Origin of the sequence: Salsipaludibacter albus, from assembly GCF_019798055.1 — a bacterium.
In the GTDB taxonomy this organism is placed as follows: domain Bacteria; phylum Actinomycetota; class Nitriliruptoria; order Nitriliruptorales; family Nitriliruptoraceae; genus Salsipaludibacter; species Salsipaludibacter albus.
Window position 1 is genome coordinate 51,463 of the sequence record NZ_JAHOPH010000008.1, and the last position, 17,557, is coordinate 69,019.

Sequence of the window (17,557 nt, forward strand, 5' to 3'; positions counted from 1 at the left end):
AGACAGGCAGGAACCGGCGCCGATCGGCACCGGACACCCGATGGTATTGAGTCGCACGCGGCGACGGCCAGCCGCCACCCCGGCGCGTGGGCGGCTCAGCTCGACAGGTCGGCGAGCGTGGCCTGGAGCTGCTCGGCGACCGCGCCGACGGTCGCCAGCACGTTGACGTAGTCCATCCTCGTCGGCCCCAGCACCCCCAGGGCACCGGCCGAGACCAGTTGGTAGCGCTGCGCCACCAGCGAGGTGGACTCGAGGTCGGCGAGCTCGTGCTCCTGGCCGATCCGCACGACCGGCGAGTCCTCGTCCCCGGCCGAGGTGTCCAGCACCCGGGCCAGGGTCGACTGTTCGTCGAGCAGGGCCAGCACCCGGGACAGGTCGTTGCGTGGCAGCCCCTCGGTGGCCAGCGACGCGCGGCCGGACACCAGCATGCGCGTCACCGCCTCGTCGGCGACCGAGGACGCGGCGACCGCGGCGACCGCGGACAGCACGCTGCGCAGCTCGGCGGGCGCCTCGTCGACCAGGCCGGAGACGAGTTCGGCGATCTCGCCCATCGGACGGCCGACCAGCCGGGGGCGAAGTGCCTCGCGGACCCGGGTCACGTCGTCGTCGCTGGTGGCCTCGCCGAGCTCGAGCACCCGCTTGGTGACCGACCCGGTGTCGGACACCAGCAGCAGCAGGGCCGAGTGCGGGGTCAGGGAGACCAGCTCGACCAGTTTCAGCCGGGCGTCGTCGAACACCGGCGCGATCACCAGCGAGACGAGCCGGGTGAGCTGGCTGAGCACGGTCGTGGTGCGGTCGAGCAGGTCGTCGACGTCGGTGGCGGCCGACAGGAGCTGGCCCACCAGCTCGCGCTGGCTGGTCTCGATGCTGCTGTGACGGGCCGTCTCGCGCAGCATCTCGACGAACGCGCGGTAGCCGGCGTCGGTCGGCACCCGGCCGGCGGAGGTGTGGGGCGCGCGGATGAGGCCGAGGTCGTCGAGCACCACCATCTCGTTGCGCACGGTCGCGGCCGAGCAGTCCAGGCCGGCGACCGCAACCACGCGAGCCGACCCGACCGGCTCGCCGCCGGCGATGTACTCGGTGACGATCGCACGCAGGATCAACTGCTTGCGCTCGTCCAGGTCCAGGGCGATCCCGTCGTCGTGCATCGTTGCTCCTCGCCGACGGCCATCGTAACCGTCGCTCGACGACGTTCCCCGGTGGCGGCGTGCCGGCGGTCGGCGGGACGGCGAGCGGGCGCGAGCGCCGGGGTGGGGCGGATTTCCCGATCGGGCCTTCGCACCGCACCAGTCGATCCCCTACCGTCCCTGCGAAGGAAGGAGCCCACCATGAGTCAACAGGGATCGCCGCGTTCCGGCGGGTCCGGCGGCGGGTCGGAGAACCCGGCCGAGGCCATCACCCGGATCGTCGGCCACCTCACCACGCTGGTGAGCCAGGAGATCGCGCTCGTCAAGGCCCAGCTGTCCGAGGCCGCCGCCCACTTCGGCAAGGCGGCCGGTGCCGGCGGGGCCGCGGCCGTGCTGGCGCTGTACATGGTCGGGTTCTTCGGCGTGGCCGGGGCCCTGGGCCTCACCCGGGTCGTCCCCGACTGGGCGGCGTACCTGATCGTCGGGGGCGTGTTCCTGCTCCTGACGCTGATCGCGCTGCTCATCGCTCGTTCGCAGGCCACCAAGGGGTCTTCCGCCCCGAGCGTGGCGACCGACAAGATCAAGGAGGACGCCGCATGGGCAAGGCAACAGATCAAGCGCTGAGTGACATCGAGCAGACCAAGGCCGCACTCGAGCGCGACGTCAACGCCCTGGTCGACTCGGTGCCCGACGTCGTGACCGAGATGGCCGGCCAGGCGGCCGGCAACATCGGACCCAAGGTGCTCGGTGGCCTCGGAGCCGTCGTCGCCGCCGGGTTCGGGCTCAAGAAGGCCTCCTCGGGTCGCAAGAAGAAGGCCGCGACGAACGCCGAGCGCCAGTCGGCACGGATCCAGGCCGAGGAACTGGCCCGGGCGTTCGGCACGACCGCCACCAACCAGCCCGCCGCGGGCGGGCCGCTGGCACCACCGCCCCCACCTCCCGAGGACGACGACTCCGACGGTGGCGGCTCGGGCAAGGTCGGCCTCGTGCTGGTGCTGGCCATCGCCGCCGGCGCCGCCGCCGCCTACTTCGCCGGCCGCCGCTAGACACGATCGCCTGACGGAACCCCGTGGGATCCTTCCACGGGGTTTCGTCGTTGCAGGAGGAGCGGGTCAGGGTCCCCAGGGGTCCACGGCGAAGCGCTCCCGCAGCTTGTCGGCGAACTCCGGGTCGCCGGTGGACGTCAGCAGGGTGGCCGGGAACCTCGACGCCTCGTGGAGGACGCGCATCTGGTGACAGTCCTCGACCAGCAGGAACAGGGCGGCCTCGCCGTCCCCGAGCTGCTCACCCCACTGCTTCATCTCGTCGTCGTTGATGCCCTTGTCCCGCAGCTTGGCGAACAACCCACCCGCTGCCGCCCCGATCGCCATCCCGACCAGCGCACCACCGCCGGGCACGAACATCCCGGCGAGCAGGCCGACCCAGCTGCCGGACATGGCCCCCTGCACGGTCGACATCTCGCGGGTCTGGGTGATGCGGATCCGGCCCCGCCCGTCCCGGACGACGATCGCGGCGTCGTCCAGCTTGAGACGCTTGTGGGACTGCATGCGCATGGCGGCGAGCAGGGCCTCCTGGGCCATGACGGGGTCGGCGAACCGGAACGCCCACAGGTCGGCGGTGACCCCCTCGGCCGCGGTCGTGACCGGCTCCACCGCCGGTGCGGGGGGCGGTCCGTCCATGCTCGGTGCAGCAGGCGGCCGGTCGCCAGGCTCGGGACGGTCCCCGTCGTGGTCCGGCCGGTCGTCGGTTCGGCCGACCGGCGGGGGAAGGTGGTCACCCATCATGTGCATCCTCGTCGTGGTCGAGCCTATGGCCGGCACCCGGCAGGACGATGGCCGGCTGCCTGGGTCCACGGCACGCGATCAGGCGAGCCGACGGACGGCCTCGTCGAGCAAGTACCAGCCGCGGTCGGTCGCCCGGACCCGGCCGCACGCGGTCTCGACCAGGTCGTGGGCCATCGCGTCCTCCAGGGCGAGGGGGTCCAGCGGCGGGACGTCGTGGGGGTGCAGGCCGTCGCGCAGCCGCAGCCCCAGGAGCAGCCGCTCGAGCCGTCGCTCGTCGAGGTCGAGCTGCTCGGTGGCCGCCGCGGGATCCTCGTCGGCCTCGACCGCCGCGAGCCAGGTGCCCACGCCTCGCGGGTTCCACCAGCGCCGGCCGTCGAGGTGGCCGTGGGCCCCGACCCCGAAGGCCAGGTAGTCCCCATGGCGCCAGTACAGGACGTTGTGGCGTGAGCGTGTCCCGGGCGTCCGGGCCCAGTTGCTGACCTCGTAGTGCTCGAAGTCGGCCGCGGCCAGGCGGTCACGGGCCAGGTCGAAGCGGTCGGCGGCGACGTCGTCGTCGACGTCGGGCAGCTCACCGCGGGCGCGTCGACGACCGAACGGGGTATTGGTGTGGATCGACAGGGCGTAGGCCGACAGGTGGTCGACCCCTGCCCCCAGGGCCGCCTCCAGGCTGCGGGCGAAGTCGTCGTCGGTCTCGCCCGGCGTGCCGTAGATCAGGTCGAGGCTGACCTGCGCGATGCCGGCGGCACGTGCCTCGGCCACGGCCTCCACGGGACGGTCGGCCGTGTGGCCGCGCTCGAGGGTGGCCAGCACGTGGGGCGCGAACGACTGGGCGCCCATCGAGACCCGGGTCGCCCCGGCGTCGACCAGGGCGGTGAACATCGCGGGGCCGACGGTCTCCGGGTTCGCCTCGACCGTGGTCTCGACGTCGTCGGCGAGGTCGGCGTGGTCGTCCACCGTGGCCAGGATCGACGCGAGCTCGTCCGGCGGCAGCAGGGTCGGGGTCCCGCCACCGACGAACACCGAGGTCACGGTGGGCCAGGGATGCTCGCCGGCACCGTCGCGCCCACCGTCCAGCACGCGCACCAGTCGTCGCCGCAGCGCCGTGGCATACCGGGCCATCTGGGCATCGGCATCGGCGGGGTCGGCGACGTGCGTCGCGAAGTCGCAGTAGCCACAGCGGTGGCTGCAGAACGGCACGTGGAGGTACAGGCCGAACCCGGCCGCGGTGCCGGACTCGACGGGGTGGTCCAGCCACCGACGGACGTCGTCAGCCATCGCCCCGGCTCGGTCCGTCAGGCTCGTCGGAGGACGCGCCCAGGCCCCGGAAGCCACCGAAGGCGGTCGCGAACGCGATCACGAACGGCACGCCCAGCACCAGGTCGTCCAGGGCCAACCCGAGCGCGAGCCCGATCGGGATCGCGATCGCCCAGGCGACGCCGCGACTCATGCGACCTCGTCGGTCGCGGGCTGCTCGGCGAGGGTCCGGCGTGGCCACTGCCGGGTCACCAGCGCGGCGGCCAGCAGGCCGACCGCGGCACCGACGGCCACGTTGTCGAGGATCGTGCCCACCAGCACGATCGCCGCCATCACCAGTGCGGCGTGCAGTCCGGTCTCTCTCAGCATCGGTCCCTCCCGGTCGACCGATCACGGTATCGCCCGGCTCGACCGGGCCGGGATGTCTCCCGCGTGGGGGCCCGGGGCCGGCTTCACCGGCCGGTGAAGCGTGCCTCCCGGCGCTCGAGGAACGAGGCGACCCCCTCGGCGGCGTCCTCGGAGGCCAGGACCTCGGCCAGCAGGCCCCGCAGGTGGTCGGCGGCCGCGGCGTCGCCGTCGGCCCGGGCGACCCGGGCGTTGGCCAGGGTGCCCCGGACACCCAGCGGTGCCTGGCGCGCGACGAGGTGGGCGAGCGCGGTCGCCCGGTCGAGCTGCTCGCCGGGCGCCACGACCTCCTGGACCAGGCCGATCCGGTGGGCCTCGGCGGCACCGAACTCCTCGGCGGTCAACAGCCAGCGCATGGCGTTGCCCCACCCGAGCTGGCGCGGTGCACGCATCGTCGCACCACCGAACGGCAGGATCCCGCGCCCGATCTCGAGCTGGCGGAACCGGACGTCGTCGGCCGCGACCACGATGTCGGCGGCCAGCGCGAGCTCGATCGACAGGGTGAACGCGATGCCCTGCACGGCCAGCACGACCGGCTTGTCGACCGGCTCCCCGAACACGCCGAACGGGTCGACCCCGCCACCGCCCAGCGCCCCCGGACCGTGCTCGGCGACGTGGGGTCCCACCTCGGCCAGGTCCAGCCCGGCCGAGAAGTGGTCACCGTGCCCGTGGAGCACCCCGACCCGCAGCTCGTCGTCGTCCGCCAGCCGCTGGTAGGCCGCCGACACCTCCTCGATCACGGCCATGTTCCAGGCATTGCGCTTGTCGGCCCGGTCCACCCCGATCACCAGGACGTGCCCGTCCACCTCGGTCGTCACCACGTCACCCATCGATTCCTCCTCGGCTCCCGCCAGTCTGCCCGACCCCTGGACGTCGAGAGCGCCGTCCGGCGTTCCACCCGGACAGCACCCGGACCGAACGCCGACGCGCCGAGCCGAGACCACCGCCCGGCGTTCCACCCTGACAGCACCAGGGCCGAACGCCAACGAGGACCTCGACCTCCCCCGCCGTCTGGCGTTCCACCCGGACACCATCCGGACCGAACGCCGTTGGCAGCACGACGAGACTTCAGCGGTCGGCGAGGTGGCGGTCGAGGCCGGGCAGGGCGAACTCGAGGTGGCCGTCGCCGGTCGCACGCAGCAACCCGTGGCGGTCGACCAGGGCCTGCTGGGTCGACCCCAGGGCCGACGAGGTCGTGCCCATGGCCGCGGCGATCCCGGGGGTGGTGCGCTGGGTCGGCGGCACCGTGGCGGCCGCACGCAGGTACTCGCGCTGGCGGTCGCCGAGCTCACGCAGACGCTGTTCGTAGAAGTCGTCGACCAGTGGCTGGGCGGCGGTGACGCCACGCCGGACCTCGTCGACGGTGATCACCTCGCCACTGCCGGCGTTGTAGACCTGCTGGCCGTAGACGTGGAGGAAGTACGGGTAACCCCCGGAGGCGTCGGCCAACAGGTCCAGCGCGTCGGCGTCGATGTCGGCGCCCCCGTCACGGACGAGTGCGCGCAGCCCCTCGCGCAGGTCGCCCGGGGACAGCGGCCCCAGCCGGACCGGGCGGGAGCGCTCGCCGAAGGTCGACCCGGCCCGGCGGAGGCGGTCGACCAGGCCCGGCAGCCCGGCCACGACGACACCCAGGGGGAGGCTGTCGCGTCGCAGCGCCCCCGAGCGGTCGTCCCGGGACTCGACCACCATGCCCTGGACCTCCTGGACGGCGTAGAAGAACTCGCCGATGGCGTCGACCCCGATGTTCTGCGCCTCGTCCACCAGCACGAGCAGGACGTTGCCGTCGTCACGGGCGAGCCGGGCGGCGCCCTCCAGCAGCCGGGCCAGCTCGCCGCCGCGGTCGACGTCGTCGTCGGGGGCGAGGTCGATCGACACGCCGCCGGGCCCGACCTCGATGCCGGCCAGGCGACGCAGGGCCTCCCGCAGCCCGTGCGACATGCTGGCGGCGAGGTCCTCGCGCGCGACCAGGTCGGCGAGCTGGCGGCACAGCCGGCCGATGACGGCGTCGCCGCGGGTGGCGGCGGCCCGCACGACCCAGCGACCGAGTTCGCGTTGCTCCTGCTCGAACTCGCGCAGCAGGCTGGTCTTGCCGAAGCCACGGTCGGCGGTCACCATCCGGGCCTGCTCGTAGGTGCCGGTCGCGAGGCGGTCGACCATCAGCTCGAGGTCGGCGAACTCGGGCTTGCGGCCGGCGAAGACGCGGGGGAGGTTGCCGAAGCCGGGGGTGAAGGGGTTGTCGCGTGGGGTGCGGGCCATGTGGTCACCGGTCGTGGGGGTTCCGGTGGCGACGGCCCGACCGGCCGCACTGGCCGACGCGCCGGTCACCTTCCGTCTGGAGGTAACATTACCCCGGTTGCGTGACACGTCCCCTCGGCGTTCGGACCCAACCGGCCGAAACGCCGGTCAGGAGGTGGGGCCGGTCGAGCGGAGGGCGGCGACGAAGGCCTCCTGCGGGACGTCGACGGAACCGACGGCCTTCATCTTCTTCTTGCCCTCCTTCTGCTTCTCGAGCAGCTTGCGCTTGCGGGACACGTCACCGCCGTAGCACTTGGCCAGCACGTCCTTGCGCCGGGCCTTGATCGTCTCGCGGGCGATCACCTTGGCCCCGATCGCGGCCTGGATCGGCACGTCGAACATCTGCCGCGGGATCAACCCGCGGAGCCGCTCGACCATGTTCTTGCCGAACTCGTAGGCGTTGTCGCGGTGCACGATCGCGCTGAACGCGTCGACCGGCTCCTTGTTGAGCAGCACGTCGACCCGCACCAGGTCCGCCGCGGCGTAGTCGGTCGGCTCGTAGTCCAGCGACGCATAGCCCCGGCTGAGCGACTTCAGCTGGTCGAAGAAGTCGGTGATGATCTCGCCCAGCGGGAGCAGGTAGCGCATCTCGACCCGCTCCTCGGTGAGGTAGTCCATCGACTCCATCGTCCCGCGACGGCCCTCGCACAACTGCATGATCGGGCCCACGTAGTCGTTGGGCACCAGGATCATCGCGTGCACCATCGGCTCGGCGACGCGCAGGATCTCGTTGGGCGCGGGCAGGTCCTGGGGGTTGGAGACCACCTGCACGACCTCGTCGCCCTCCTCGTCCAGCGCCGGCAGCCCCTTCTGGTTCGGGTCCTGCATCGTGACCCGGTAGCTGACACTCGGCGCCGTGGTCACCAGCGGGATGTCGAACTCGCGGTCGAGCCGCTCGGTGATGATCTCGAGGTGGAGCAGCCCCAGGAACCCCGCGCGGAACCCGAACCCCAGCGCCGCGGAGGTCTCGGGCTCGAAGGTGAACGACGAGTCGTTCAGGCGCAGCTTGTCCAGCGCCTCGCGCAGCATCGGGAAGTCCCCCGAGTCCATCGGGTACAGCCCCGAGAACACCATCGGCAGGGGCTCGCGGTACCCGGGCAGGGCGACCACGTTGGCCGCACGACGATCGGCCAGCGTGACCGTGTCCCCCACCTTGGCCTCGCTGACCTCCTTGATGGCCGCCGACAGCACCCCGACCTCGCCGGGCCCGAGTGCGTCGATCGCGACCTCCTCGGGCGAGTGGACCGCGAGGTCGTCCACTTCCCCGGTGAAGCCGGTGGCCATCATCCGGATCGCCTCGCCGGAGGTCACCGTGCCGTCGACGACCCGGAAGTACACCAGGGTGCCGCGGTAGGAGTCGTAGACCGAGTCGAACACCAGCGCCCGGAGCGGGGCGTCGACGTCGCCGGTCGGGGCCGGCACCCGCTCGACGATCGCGTCGAGCACGCGGTCCACGCCCTCGCCGGTCTTGGCCGAGATCCGGATCACGTCGTCGGGGTCGCCGCCGATGATGGCGGTCATCTCCCGGGCGACCTCGTCGGGGCGGGCGGCCGGCAGGTCGATCTTGTTGAGGACCGGGATGATCTCGAGGTCGGCGTCCACCGCCAGGTAGAGGTTGGCGATCGTCTGCGCCTCCATCCCCTGGGCGGCGTCGACCAGCAGGATCGCACCCTCGCAGGCGTTGATCGCCCGGGACACCTCGTAGGAGAAGTCGACGTGGCCGGGGGTGTCGATGAGGTTGAGCAGGTACTCGCCGGACCCGCGCGCACCGGCATGGGTCGCGTCGTTGCCGGGCGTGGCCGGGAAGTTGAACGGCAACCGGGCGGTCTGGGCCTTGATGGTGATGCCGCGCTCGCGCTCGATGTCCATCTTGTCGAGGTACTGGGCACGCATGTGACGGGGATCGACCAGTTCGGTGACCTGCAGCATGCGGTCGGCCAGCGTCGACTTGCCGTGGTCGACGTGCGCCACGATGCAGAAGTTGCGGATGCGGTCGATGGGATACACGACGGGGCAGGGCCTCAGATGGTGGGAAACGCGCGAACCGCGAGCGTACCGACGGGCCCTGTCTCCTCGATCCTCCCCGATCGCGGCTCCGGGTCCGTGTTGCCGCACCCGGGTGGAAGGGGTTACCCTGTCGTCCTTCCGTCGTCGAGGCACTCGCGCGGCGCGCCGTCGCGCCTGCAAGCGCCCGTGACTCCTCGCACGACCCTCCCACTCACGACCAGTCGAGGCCCCGCCGTGGCGAACATCCAGAGCCAGATCAAGCGCAACCGCCAGAACACCACCCGGCACGACCGCAACAAGGGTGTCCGCACCCGCCTGAAGACCGACCTGAAGAGCTTCCGGGTCGCCGCCGAGCAGGAGGACGCCACCGCAGCCCGCGAGGCGTTCACCGTCGCCTCGCGTGCGCTCGACAAGGCGGCCACGAAGGGCATCATCCACGCCAACAACGCGGCCAACAAGAAGTCCCGCATGGCCCGCCGCCTGGCCGAGCTCGAGGCCTGAGACCCGACTCCCGTGACTGCCGCGTGGACTCCGAACGGACGCCCGTGGTGGCGTCCGTTCGTGCATTCGGGGGTCCTGTTCGCACAGCGGGCTGACAAGTAGGCTCGCCACGACGGCAATGGCGCCGTCACGGCCACGACCGTGATCCACGGGGGAACACGACATCCCACCGCGGACCGGCCTCGTGGTGGACTGGGTCCGGATCGTCGCGCCGGTGGTTCGTCGCCGACGTGCGGACCCCTGTCGTCGTGTCGCGCCGTCGCCCGGAGCCTCACCGACGATCCAAGGCCTGCGGTTGACCGCCAGCGGCACCACCACCCCGACGTCGAGCCAGTCGGACGCGTCCCCTCCCCCGGCCCCGACCCACCGTGCGGCCGAGACCAGGGCGACCTTCGAGCCACGCGACGACGGCTGGGAGGTCGTCGTCCGCCGGGACGGCCCCCGGCTCGACCTGTCCGACCTGCTGCCCGCGGTCGAGGCGTTCGGCTTCCACGTCGTGGACGCCGCCGCCACGACGGCCGACGGAACCGTCGAGCAACGACTGCGCGTCACCGCCCGTCGCCCCGGGACCATGACCAGCGCCGGGCGCCTCGACGATGCCCTGTTGGCGGCACTGGCGGGCACGACCGCCACGGACGGCCTCCTCGGACTGGTCGCCTCGACCCCGCTGACGTGGCAGCAGGTCGACTGGCTGCGGGCCCACCGCCACCTGCTGGGCCTGCTGGGCACGTCGTGGTCGGCGAGCCGGATCGACGCGGCGCTGCGGGACAATCCGGACGCTGCCTGGGGGCTGGCCAACCTGTTCACCGCCCGGCTGTCCCCGGACGCCACGCCCCAGGACGAACCGGGGGCGTTCCACATGCTCGAGACGGTGCGTGACGGGGTCGCCAGCCTCGACGACGACCGGATCATCGCCGACCTCGCCGCCGCGGTGACCGCGACCCTGCGGACCAACGCCTTCGCCCCGGACCGCGGCGTCACCCTGGCCGACGGTCGGGTCGTGGACGTGCTCGCCTGCAAGTTCCGCTCGTCGGACCTGCCCGGCGTCCCGGCCCCGGTCCCCCACGCCGAGATCCTGGTGACGTCGCCGCTGACCACCGGCATCCACCTACGCGGAGGACCGATCGCCCGTGGGGGGCTGCGCGCCTCGGACCGGACCGACGACGTCCGCGACGAGGTGCTGGGCCTGGTCGCGGCCCAGATCGTCAAGAACAGCATGATCGTCCCGACCGGTGCGAAGGGCGGGTTCGTCCTGCACGAGCCACCGTCGGACCCGGCCGACCGCGTCGCCGCCATCACCGACGCCTACACCGTGTACGTCAACGGGCTGCTGTCGGTCACCGACAACGTGGTGGACGGCGAGGTCGTCACCCCGGACGGGGTCCGGCGTCGTGACGGCGACGACCCCTACCTGGTCGTCGCCGCCGACAAGGGCACCGCCCGGCTGTCCGACACCGCCAACGCCATCGCCGACGCACACGGGTTCTGGCTGGGGGACGCGTTCGCCAGTGGCGGCTCCAGCGGGTGGGACCACAAGGCCCTGGGCATCACCGCCAAGGGGGCCTGGACCGCGATCGCCCGCCACTTCCGCGAGCTCGGCGTGGACATCCACACCGACGAGATCACCGTGGTCGGGATCGGGGACATGTCCGGCGACGTGTTCGGCAACGGGCTGTTGACCTCCCGGACGCTGAAGCTGCTGGCCGCCTTCGACCACCGCGACGTCTTCATCGACCCTGATCCGGACCCGGCGGCCTCGTACGCCGAACGCCGACGGCTCTTCGAGCTGTCCACGTCGTCGTGGCAGGACTACGACCCGGACGTGCGCTCGCGCGGTGCCGTGGTCGCCTCGCGCACCGCCAAGGAGGTCGAGCTGACCCCGGAGGTCCGTGAGCTGCTCCGGACCGACGAGCGGTCGATGGCCCCGGACACGCTCGTGCGGGCGGTCCTGCGGTTGCAGGTCGACCTGCTCTACGCCGGTGGCATCGGCACGATGGTCAAGGCGTCGACCGAGGACGCCGTCGGGGACCGCGCCAACGCCGACATCCGGGTCGACGCCGACGAGGTCAACGCCCGCGTGTTCGGCGAGGGGGCGAACCTGGCCATCACCCAGCGTGGCCGGATCGAGTACGCCCGGCGTGGTGGCCGCATCGACCAGGACGCGGTCCACAACGCTGCGGGCGTCGCGATCTCGGACCGCGAGGTCAACGCCAAGATCCTGTTCGCCCCCGCCATCCGGGCGGGGTCGCTGACCCGTGCCGACCGCGACGAGGTGCTGCACGCCGCCACCGACGACGTGGTCGCGGCGGTGTGCCGGGACGTCGACGCCCAGGTGTGGCTGCTGTCGCGGGAACAGGACCGGTCGGCCGAGGACATCGGGGCCTACGCCCGCCAGCTCGACCGGCTGGAGGCCAGCGGGGTGATCGACCGTGAGGTCGACCTGCTCCCGTCGCGTGAGCAGATGGACGCACGTGCCGGAGCGGGCGGCGGGCTGACCCGGCCCGAGCTGGCCACCGTCATGGCCGCGACGAAGCGGTCGCTGGCCGCGGCGGTCGTCGACAGTGCGATGGTCGACGCCACGGCCTGCCGTCCCGCCCTGCACGACTACTTCGCCCCGGCGATCCACGACCACCCGGCCGCGGACGTCGACGGTCACCGGCTGGCGCCGGACATCACCGCACTGCGGGTGGCCTCGTCGCTGGTCGACCGGGTCGGTCCGACCCACGTCGACGAGGTCGCGATGCAGGCCGACGTGCACCCGACGGCCGTCGTGGCGGCGCTGTGGGCGGCCCAACAGGTGCTCGACGCCGACGACTGGTGGGCCCGGCTGCAGGACCAGGCCACCGTCGTGCCGGCGACGACCCTCGCCGACGTGGCCGCGACGCTGGTCACCCTGCAGCAGGACGTCGCACGGGCGCTGCTGCGCGACGGTGGCGTCGGGCCGGACACGATCGACGAGGTGGTGGCCCGTCATCGGCCGGTCGCCATGGCCCTGCGACGCCACCTCGAGGACACCTGCACCGGCGCCGTCCTGCGACGACGGGTCGAGCTGCTGGACGACCTGGTCCCCGACGAGCTCGCCGCACCCGCGGCGCTGGCCGGTGACCTCGCGCGGCTGGCCGACGTGACCGCGCTGGTGACCGGCGCGCCGGCCCGTCCGACCACCGACTCGCAACGCCACGATGCCCGCGTCCCGGACCGGGGTGGCGACGACCGAGACGACGACCGGAAGGACGACCTGCCGGGCGGGACGGTGCTGGACCTCCGCGACGACGACGTGCCGGACGGACTGGCCGGCCGGGTCCGCGACGCACTCGCGGCGCTGCACGTGGTGACCGATCGGTTGCACCTGGCCGACCTCGACGACGCCGTGACCCGCCACCTCGGCCGCAGCACGACCACCGACGCCGACTGGTCACGCCGCCATGGCGAGGCCCTGCGCCACGACCTCGCCGGCCTGCGTCGGCGCGCCGCGGCGGTCGTGCTGGCCGACGGCGCGCAGGTGCTGGGCTCGCGTGCTCCCCGGGTCGTGGACCTGCGCCCGCGGATCGCCGCCGCGCTGCGAGCCCTGCACGGCGACGACGTCCGTCCTTCTGACGTCCTCGGCGCCACCGTCGCCGCCGTCCGCGACGTCGTCGACACCCTGGCCTGACGCGCGTCCGAAGGATGCGCAGCTAGGCGGTGGGGTTGAAGGGGGCACCGACGTCGCGGGGGGTGGCGAGGTCGAGGACGGCCAGTTCGAGCACGAGTGGCGCGTCCAGGGCACTGCCGCCCTTGAGGTCGACGTCCAGGCGGGCCAGTCGGTCCTGGCACCAGGCGAGCTCGCCGGGGCTGAAGTTGCGGTTGGCGAGGGGCTGGACACGCCGGAACTGCCCCGGCGACATCCCGGCGGCCCTGTGGTCGCCACCGGCCCGGATGGTCAGCAGCTGGCGGAACCGCCACACCAGGGCACCGGCGATCATCACCGGCTCGTCGTCGGCCTCCAGCAGGCCGCGCAACGCCACCAGGGACGCCACCACGTCACGGTCCACGACCGCGTCGACCAGCGTGAAGGTCGACTCGGTCGCGTGGCCCCCGATGACGTCGTCGACGTGCTCGGCCGTCAGGGTCGCGTCCGGCTCCAGCGTGGCGACGACCTGGGCGACCTGGCTGGCGATGGCACTGGTGTCGGTGCCCGCGTGGCGACGCAGCGCGGCCACGACCGTCCGGTCGGCCCGGACGTCACGCCGGGCGAACTCGTCACGCACCAGCGCGTCCCACGCGTCGCCCTTCCAGTCGGCGGGACGCTTGTGCTCGTGGATCTCGCCGACCTTCTTGACCCGGTTGACGATCGCCCGGATCTTGTTGGTGCCACGCGCGACGAGCACCAGCACGGCGTCGGGGTCCGGAGCCTCCACGTACTCGGTGATCTCGTCCTTGAGCTCGTCGTCGGCCTTGAGCCCCTCGAGGCCCCGCACCACGATGCCGGTGCGGTCACCGAACAACGAGGTGGTCCGCAACGAGGGCAGGTGCTCGAGGTCGGCGACGTCGTGGACGTCGAAGGACAGCTCGGGGTCCTCGGTCGTGAGCCGGTCGACGAGGTCGGTCGTCGCCCGGTGCAGGAGGAGGTCGTCGTCGCCGTGGACGAGGTGGACGGGAGGCATGCGCAGCAGGCTACAACGGGGCTGGGACCCGCCACGGCGCCGACGACGCAACGACCGGGACCTACGCTGGCCGAGCCCCCGGGACCCACCAGCAGCCCGCACCGTGTGGAGGTCGACCGTGACGGCGCCCCGAACCCTGTCCCCTGCCGCCGCCGTGCCCGCGCCGACCCCGTCGGCCGCCCGAGGCGTGGCCGCGCCGCGACGTGCGTCCCGGTCGACCCGGGGCACCGGGCGATGAGCGAGACGGGTGAGCAGGCCGTCCGCCAGGTCGGGGCGTCGATCCACCGGCTCCGGGTCGACCACGACCTGTCGCTGCGCCAACTGGCGGCCGCGTCCGGGCTGTCCGCCGGCTACCTGTCGCAGGTCGAGCGCGGACTGGCCGCGATCGCGATCACCACGCTGGGCAAGGTGGCGGACGCCCTGCAGGTCCCGCTGGCCACCTTCTTCGTCCCGGGGGACGACGGCCTGCCCGACGACCGGCCGCCCGACGACCGGCCGCCCGACGACCGGCCGCCCGACGGCCCCCTCCCCCACATGACCCGGGCCGGCGAGGGAGCGGTGGTCGACCTCGGATCCGCGGACCGGACCTTCTGCCTCCTGTCGGTCCCGTCGCCGGGCAAGGTCCTCGAGCCGCTCCGGGTGACCGTCCGGCCGAGCGACCGTGACGACACCGCCTACACGCATCCGGGCGAGGAGTTCTGTCACCTCCTGTCAGGAACGCTGGTCTACGTCGTGGACGGCGTCGAGCACCGGCTGGGCCCGGGCGACTCGATCCACGTGACCTCGACCGTGCCCCACGCGATCCGCAACGACGGGGACGTCGACGCCGAGGCGATCTGGGTGCTGACACCGGTCCTGGTGGAGTGAGGGCCACGGACGACCGCCGACGACCAGGACCGGGTCACCTGGCGCGGCGACCCATGTCGGCCCCAGCGCACACGCACGACCCGGGTGTTTGACGAGATCAAACGCCGATGCCTAGGGTGGCCGCCACCTCGCCCCCTGTCCCCCCGGAGGTCCCCCCATGCTGCGACGCCTGCTGCTCCGATCCGCCGTGGCGCTCGCCGTCGTGGCCGCCCCGATGACCGTCCCGATGGCGGCGGTCGCCCAGGAGGCGCCCCACGCCACGGTGGTCCCGATCCAGGTCACCGGTCCCCCGGCGGCCCGGTTCAACCTGGTCATCCTCGGCGACGGCTACACCGCCGAGGACATGCCACGGTTCCGTGCCCAGGTCGACGAGCACCTCAACGTGCTGTGGAGCATCGAGCCGTTCAAGTCCTATCGCGAGTACGTCAACGTCTACGCGATCGAGATCGAGTCGCCCGACAGTGGTGTCGACTGCGACCCGGACCTGGACTCGCCCGAGTTCGACACCCCGTTGGACATGGGCTTCTGGGGGGGCTGCAACCCCAACAGCGTCCAGCGGCTCCTGACCGTCGACCGTCGTGCCGCGATCGACTACGCCAACCTGGTCGAGGGCGTCGGGTCGAGCAACCGCCAACTGCTCGCCATCGCCAACAGCGACACCTACGGCGGGGCGGGTGGCTCGTACGCGACCGCGTCGGGTGGCAACGCCCTGTCGGCACTCATCACCCCGCACGAGCTCGGCCACTCACTGGGCGGACTGCAGGACGAGTACGACTACTACGGCCGCGGCGAGGAGGGTGCGCCCTACACCGGGGGCGAGCCCTCGTCGATCCACCACACGCTGCGGACCGAGCAGCAGATGCTCGACCAGCAGGCGAAGTGGTGGCGCTGGCTGGGCGAGGAGAGCGAGTCCGGTGGCGTCATCGGTCGCTACGAGGGTGGCATGTACGCAGGGTCCGGGATCTGGCGTCCCAGCCAGCACTCGATGATGAAGTCGCTGGGCTACTACTTCGACCAGGTGTCGCGCGAGCGGATGACCCAGCGGATCTCGTCGCGCACGTCGCTGGTGCAGTCCTCGACGCCGACGTCCGACCCGATCGGGGCGGACCGGGTCGTGTGGCTCGAGACCCAGCACCCGGTCAGCCACGAGCTGGACGTGACCTGGAGGGTCGACGGGCAGGTGTTGGCCGACACGGCCAACGCCCGCAGCCTCGACCTCCGCGCGCTCGACCTCGACGGACAGCACACCGTGACGGCCACCGTCGTGGACCCGACCGCCTTCGTCCGGGACCCTGCCGTGCGCAGCTCCAACGCCCTCACGGCCACGCGCACTTGGACCGTCGACGCGAGCCTGGTCACCGAGGTCAGCGACGTCGAGCCCGCCATCACCGGGTCGACCAGCACCGCCGAGCCGGTCGGCGCCACCGACGTCGTGTACGTGGACACCACGCACCCGGTCGACCAGCGCTGGGAGGTGGACTGGTCCCTGGACGGGTCCGAGGTGTCCAACCCCGGCAACGACCGTGACCTCGCACTGGAGCCGTTCGGGCTGACCGGCACCCACACGCTGCAGGCCGACCTGGTCGATCCGGCCAGCGGGGCGGTCGTCGACAGCCGCCAGTGGCAGGTCGACGCCACCGACCCGCAGGTCAGCTACGAGCTGTCCGAGCCACTGCTGGAGATCACCACGCCGGACGGCCCCGAGTACGTCTTCAACGGGCCGTTCACCATGGGCCTGGAGGCGACCGACGACACCGACGGCTACGTGGTCCCGGAGTTCCGCCAGAACGGCGACGGCTGGTTCAACTACTTCGGCTGGCCGACCGACGCCGACGCGCCGTTCCTGTTCACCGCGGAGGGCACCGAGATCGAGTCGCTGGTCTACGGCAAGCTCGGCGAGAGCCGGGTGGTGCCGTGGGACGAGGCCGCACCGGGCTACGGCCGTCACCTCATCGAGTACCGCGCCATCGACCCGGCCGGCAACATCGGCGCCGCAGAGGGCTTCGTCGCCACGCTGCTGCCCGAGCCGCCTGCCTGCACCGACACGATCAGCGCGCCCCGTTCGGGCAGGCTGGTCGTCGCGTCCGGCGTCACCTGCATCGACGGCACCACGGTCAGCGGCCAGGTCGTCGTGGCCGCGGGCGCGAGCCTGGTCGCCACCGACGCCACGATCGCCGGACCCGTCCGGGCGTCCTCGGCGGCCACCGTGCAGTTGCTGACCACGACGGTCGAGGGACCGGTGTCGCTGACCGGCACCACCCACGACGTCACGGTGGTCGGGAGCACGGTCGAGGGACCGTTGACCCTGGTGGACTCGACCACCGACCGCGACCCCGTGGTGGCCGGCACGACCGTCGAGGGACCGCTGCGCTGCTCCGGCAACGACCCGGCACCGGTCGACCTGCAGGCACCCAACGAGGTGCACGGGCCCGCGACCGGTCAGTGCGCCGACCTCGGCTGAGGTCCCGGGGTGCCCGGGGGCGGTGACCGTCCCCGGGCATCGCCGCGGGCTCGGGCATCGCCGCGGGCTCGGGTGGCTCCATGGAGCCGGCCCCGACGACCGGGCGAGGCGGCGGGACGGGGAGCGTGACCGTGCCGTCGCGATCGGTGCGGTGGACCACCACGTCGAGGTCGTCGAGCCACCCCAGCAGGCGTGGGTGGGGATGGCCGTAGT

At 72.6% G+C, this 17,557-nt stretch carries 15 protein-coding genes; 6 read left to right on the forward strand and 9 right to left on the reverse strand.

Features of this window, described 5'->3' with window-relative positions; genetic code table 11:
• Positions 1-95: 95 nt before the first annotated feature.
• Positions 96-1,148, reverse strand: coding sequence for a heat-inducible transcriptional repressor HrcA (hrcA, locus tag KR546_RS06830; RefSeq protein ID WP_238443955.1), 1,053 nt, complete (start codon positions 1,146-1,148; stop codon positions 96-98).
• Between the two features lie 180 nt (positions 1,149-1,328).
• Between hrcA and KR546_RS06835 the strand changes: the two genes are divergently transcribed.
• On the forward strand, positions 1,329-1,751 hold the full coding sequence (locus tag KR546_RS06835) for a phage holin family protein (RefSeq protein WP_238443956.1): 423 nt from the start codon (positions 1,329-1,331) through the stop codon (positions 1,749-1,751).
• Entirely contained in the window at positions 1,724-2,173 is a 450-nt protein-coding gene (locus KR546_RS06840; RefSeq protein ID WP_238443957.1) for a hypothetical protein, read from the forward strand. Before KR546_RS06835 ends, KR546_RS06840 begins: the two co-directional genes overlap by 28 nt.
• Before the next feature lie 66 nt (positions 2,174-2,239).
• On the opposite strand, the gene KR546_RS06845 is transcribed toward KR546_RS06840, so the two are convergent.
• The 7 genes from KR546_RS06845 to lepA all read right to left on the reverse strand — a co-directional run bounded on the left by KR546_RS06845 (position 2,240) and on the right by lepA (position 8,872).
• Positions 2,240-2,806, reverse strand: coding sequence for a DUF1269 domain-containing protein (locus KR546_RS06845; RefSeq protein WP_238443958.1), 567 nt, complete (start codon positions 2,804-2,806; stop codon positions 2,240-2,242).
• 183 nt (positions 2,807-2,989) lie between these two features.
• Positions 2,990-4,186: a radical SAM family heme chaperone HemW gene (hemW, locus tag KR546_RS06850; protein WP_238443959.1), complete on the reverse strand. Its 1,197-nt coding sequence runs from the start codon at positions 4,184-4,186 to the stop codon at positions 2,990-2,992.
• Complete coding sequence (locus KR546_RS06855; protein WP_238443960.1) at positions 4,179-4,358, reverse strand: hypothetical protein; 180 nt, start codon at positions 4,356-4,358, stop codon at positions 4,179-4,181. The genes hemW and KR546_RS06855 overlap by 8 nt, the downstream gene beginning before the upstream one ends.
• Positions 4,355-4,534, reverse strand: a complete 180-nt coding sequence (locus KR546_RS06860) for a hypothetical protein (RefSeq protein ID WP_238443961.1) — start codon at positions 4,532-4,534, stop codon at positions 4,355-4,357. The genes KR546_RS06855 and KR546_RS06860 overlap by 4 nt, the downstream gene beginning before the upstream one ends.
• A gap of 83 nt (positions 4,535-4,617) precedes the next feature.
• Entirely contained in the window at positions 4,618-5,400 is a 783-nt protein-coding gene (locus tag KR546_RS06865) for a crotonase/enoyl-CoA hydratase family protein (protein WP_238443962.1), read from the reverse strand.
• 238 nt (positions 5,401-5,638) lie between these two features.
• Complete coding sequence (locus tag KR546_RS19095) at positions 5,639-6,826, reverse strand: ATP-binding protein (protein WP_274387720.1); 1,188 nt, start codon at positions 6,824-6,826, stop codon at positions 5,639-5,641.
• Positions 6,827-6,973: 147 nt separating this feature from the next.
• A complete protein-coding gene (gene lepA, locus KR546_RS06875) occupies positions 6,974-8,872 on the reverse strand; it encodes a translation elongation factor 4 (protein WP_238443963.1) in 1,899 nt (632 codons plus the stop codon).
• A 234-nt stretch (positions 8,873-9,106) separates the two neighbouring features.
• Here lepA and rpsT point away from each other — a divergent pair, with 234 nt between their 5' ends.
• Together rpsT and KR546_RS06885 are read left to right on the forward strand one after the other, a co-directional pair.
• Complete coding sequence (gene rpsT / locus KR546_RS19620) at positions 9,107-9,373, forward strand: 30S ribosomal protein S20 (RefSeq protein WP_238443964.1); 267 nt, start codon at positions 9,107-9,109, stop codon at positions 9,371-9,373.
• Between the two features lie 295 nt (positions 9,374-9,668).
• On the forward strand, positions 9,669-13,025 hold the full coding sequence (locus KR546_RS06885) for an NAD-glutamate dehydrogenase domain-containing protein (RefSeq protein ID WP_238443965.1): 3,357 nt from the start codon (positions 9,669-9,671) through the stop codon (positions 13,023-13,025).
• A 22-nt stretch (positions 13,026-13,047) separates the two neighbouring features.
• Here KR546_RS06885 and holA read toward each other — a convergent pair whose 3' ends face one another.
• Positions 13,048-14,016, reverse strand: a complete 969-nt coding sequence (gene holA, locus KR546_RS06890; RefSeq protein WP_238443966.1) for a DNA polymerase III subunit delta — start codon at positions 14,014-14,016, stop codon at positions 13,048-13,050.
• A 234-nt stretch (positions 14,017-14,250) separates the two neighbouring features.
• On the opposite strand from holA, the gene KR546_RS06895 reads away from it, so the two are divergent.
• Both KR546_RS06895 and KR546_RS06900 read left to right on the forward strand, forming a co-directional pair.
• Complete coding sequence (locus KR546_RS06895) at positions 14,251-14,883, forward strand: helix-turn-helix domain-containing protein (protein WP_238443967.1); 633 nt, start codon at positions 14,251-14,253, stop codon at positions 14,881-14,883.
• 157 nt (positions 14,884-15,040) lie between these two features.
• Positions 15,041-17,344 carry a M64 family metallopeptidase gene (locus tag KR546_RS06900; RefSeq protein ID WP_238443968.1) on the forward strand — a complete coding sequence of 768 codons (2,304 nt, stop codon included), beginning with the start codon at positions 15,041-15,043 and terminating at the stop codon, positions 17,342-17,344.
• Positions 17,345-17,557 lie beyond the last annotated feature (213 nt).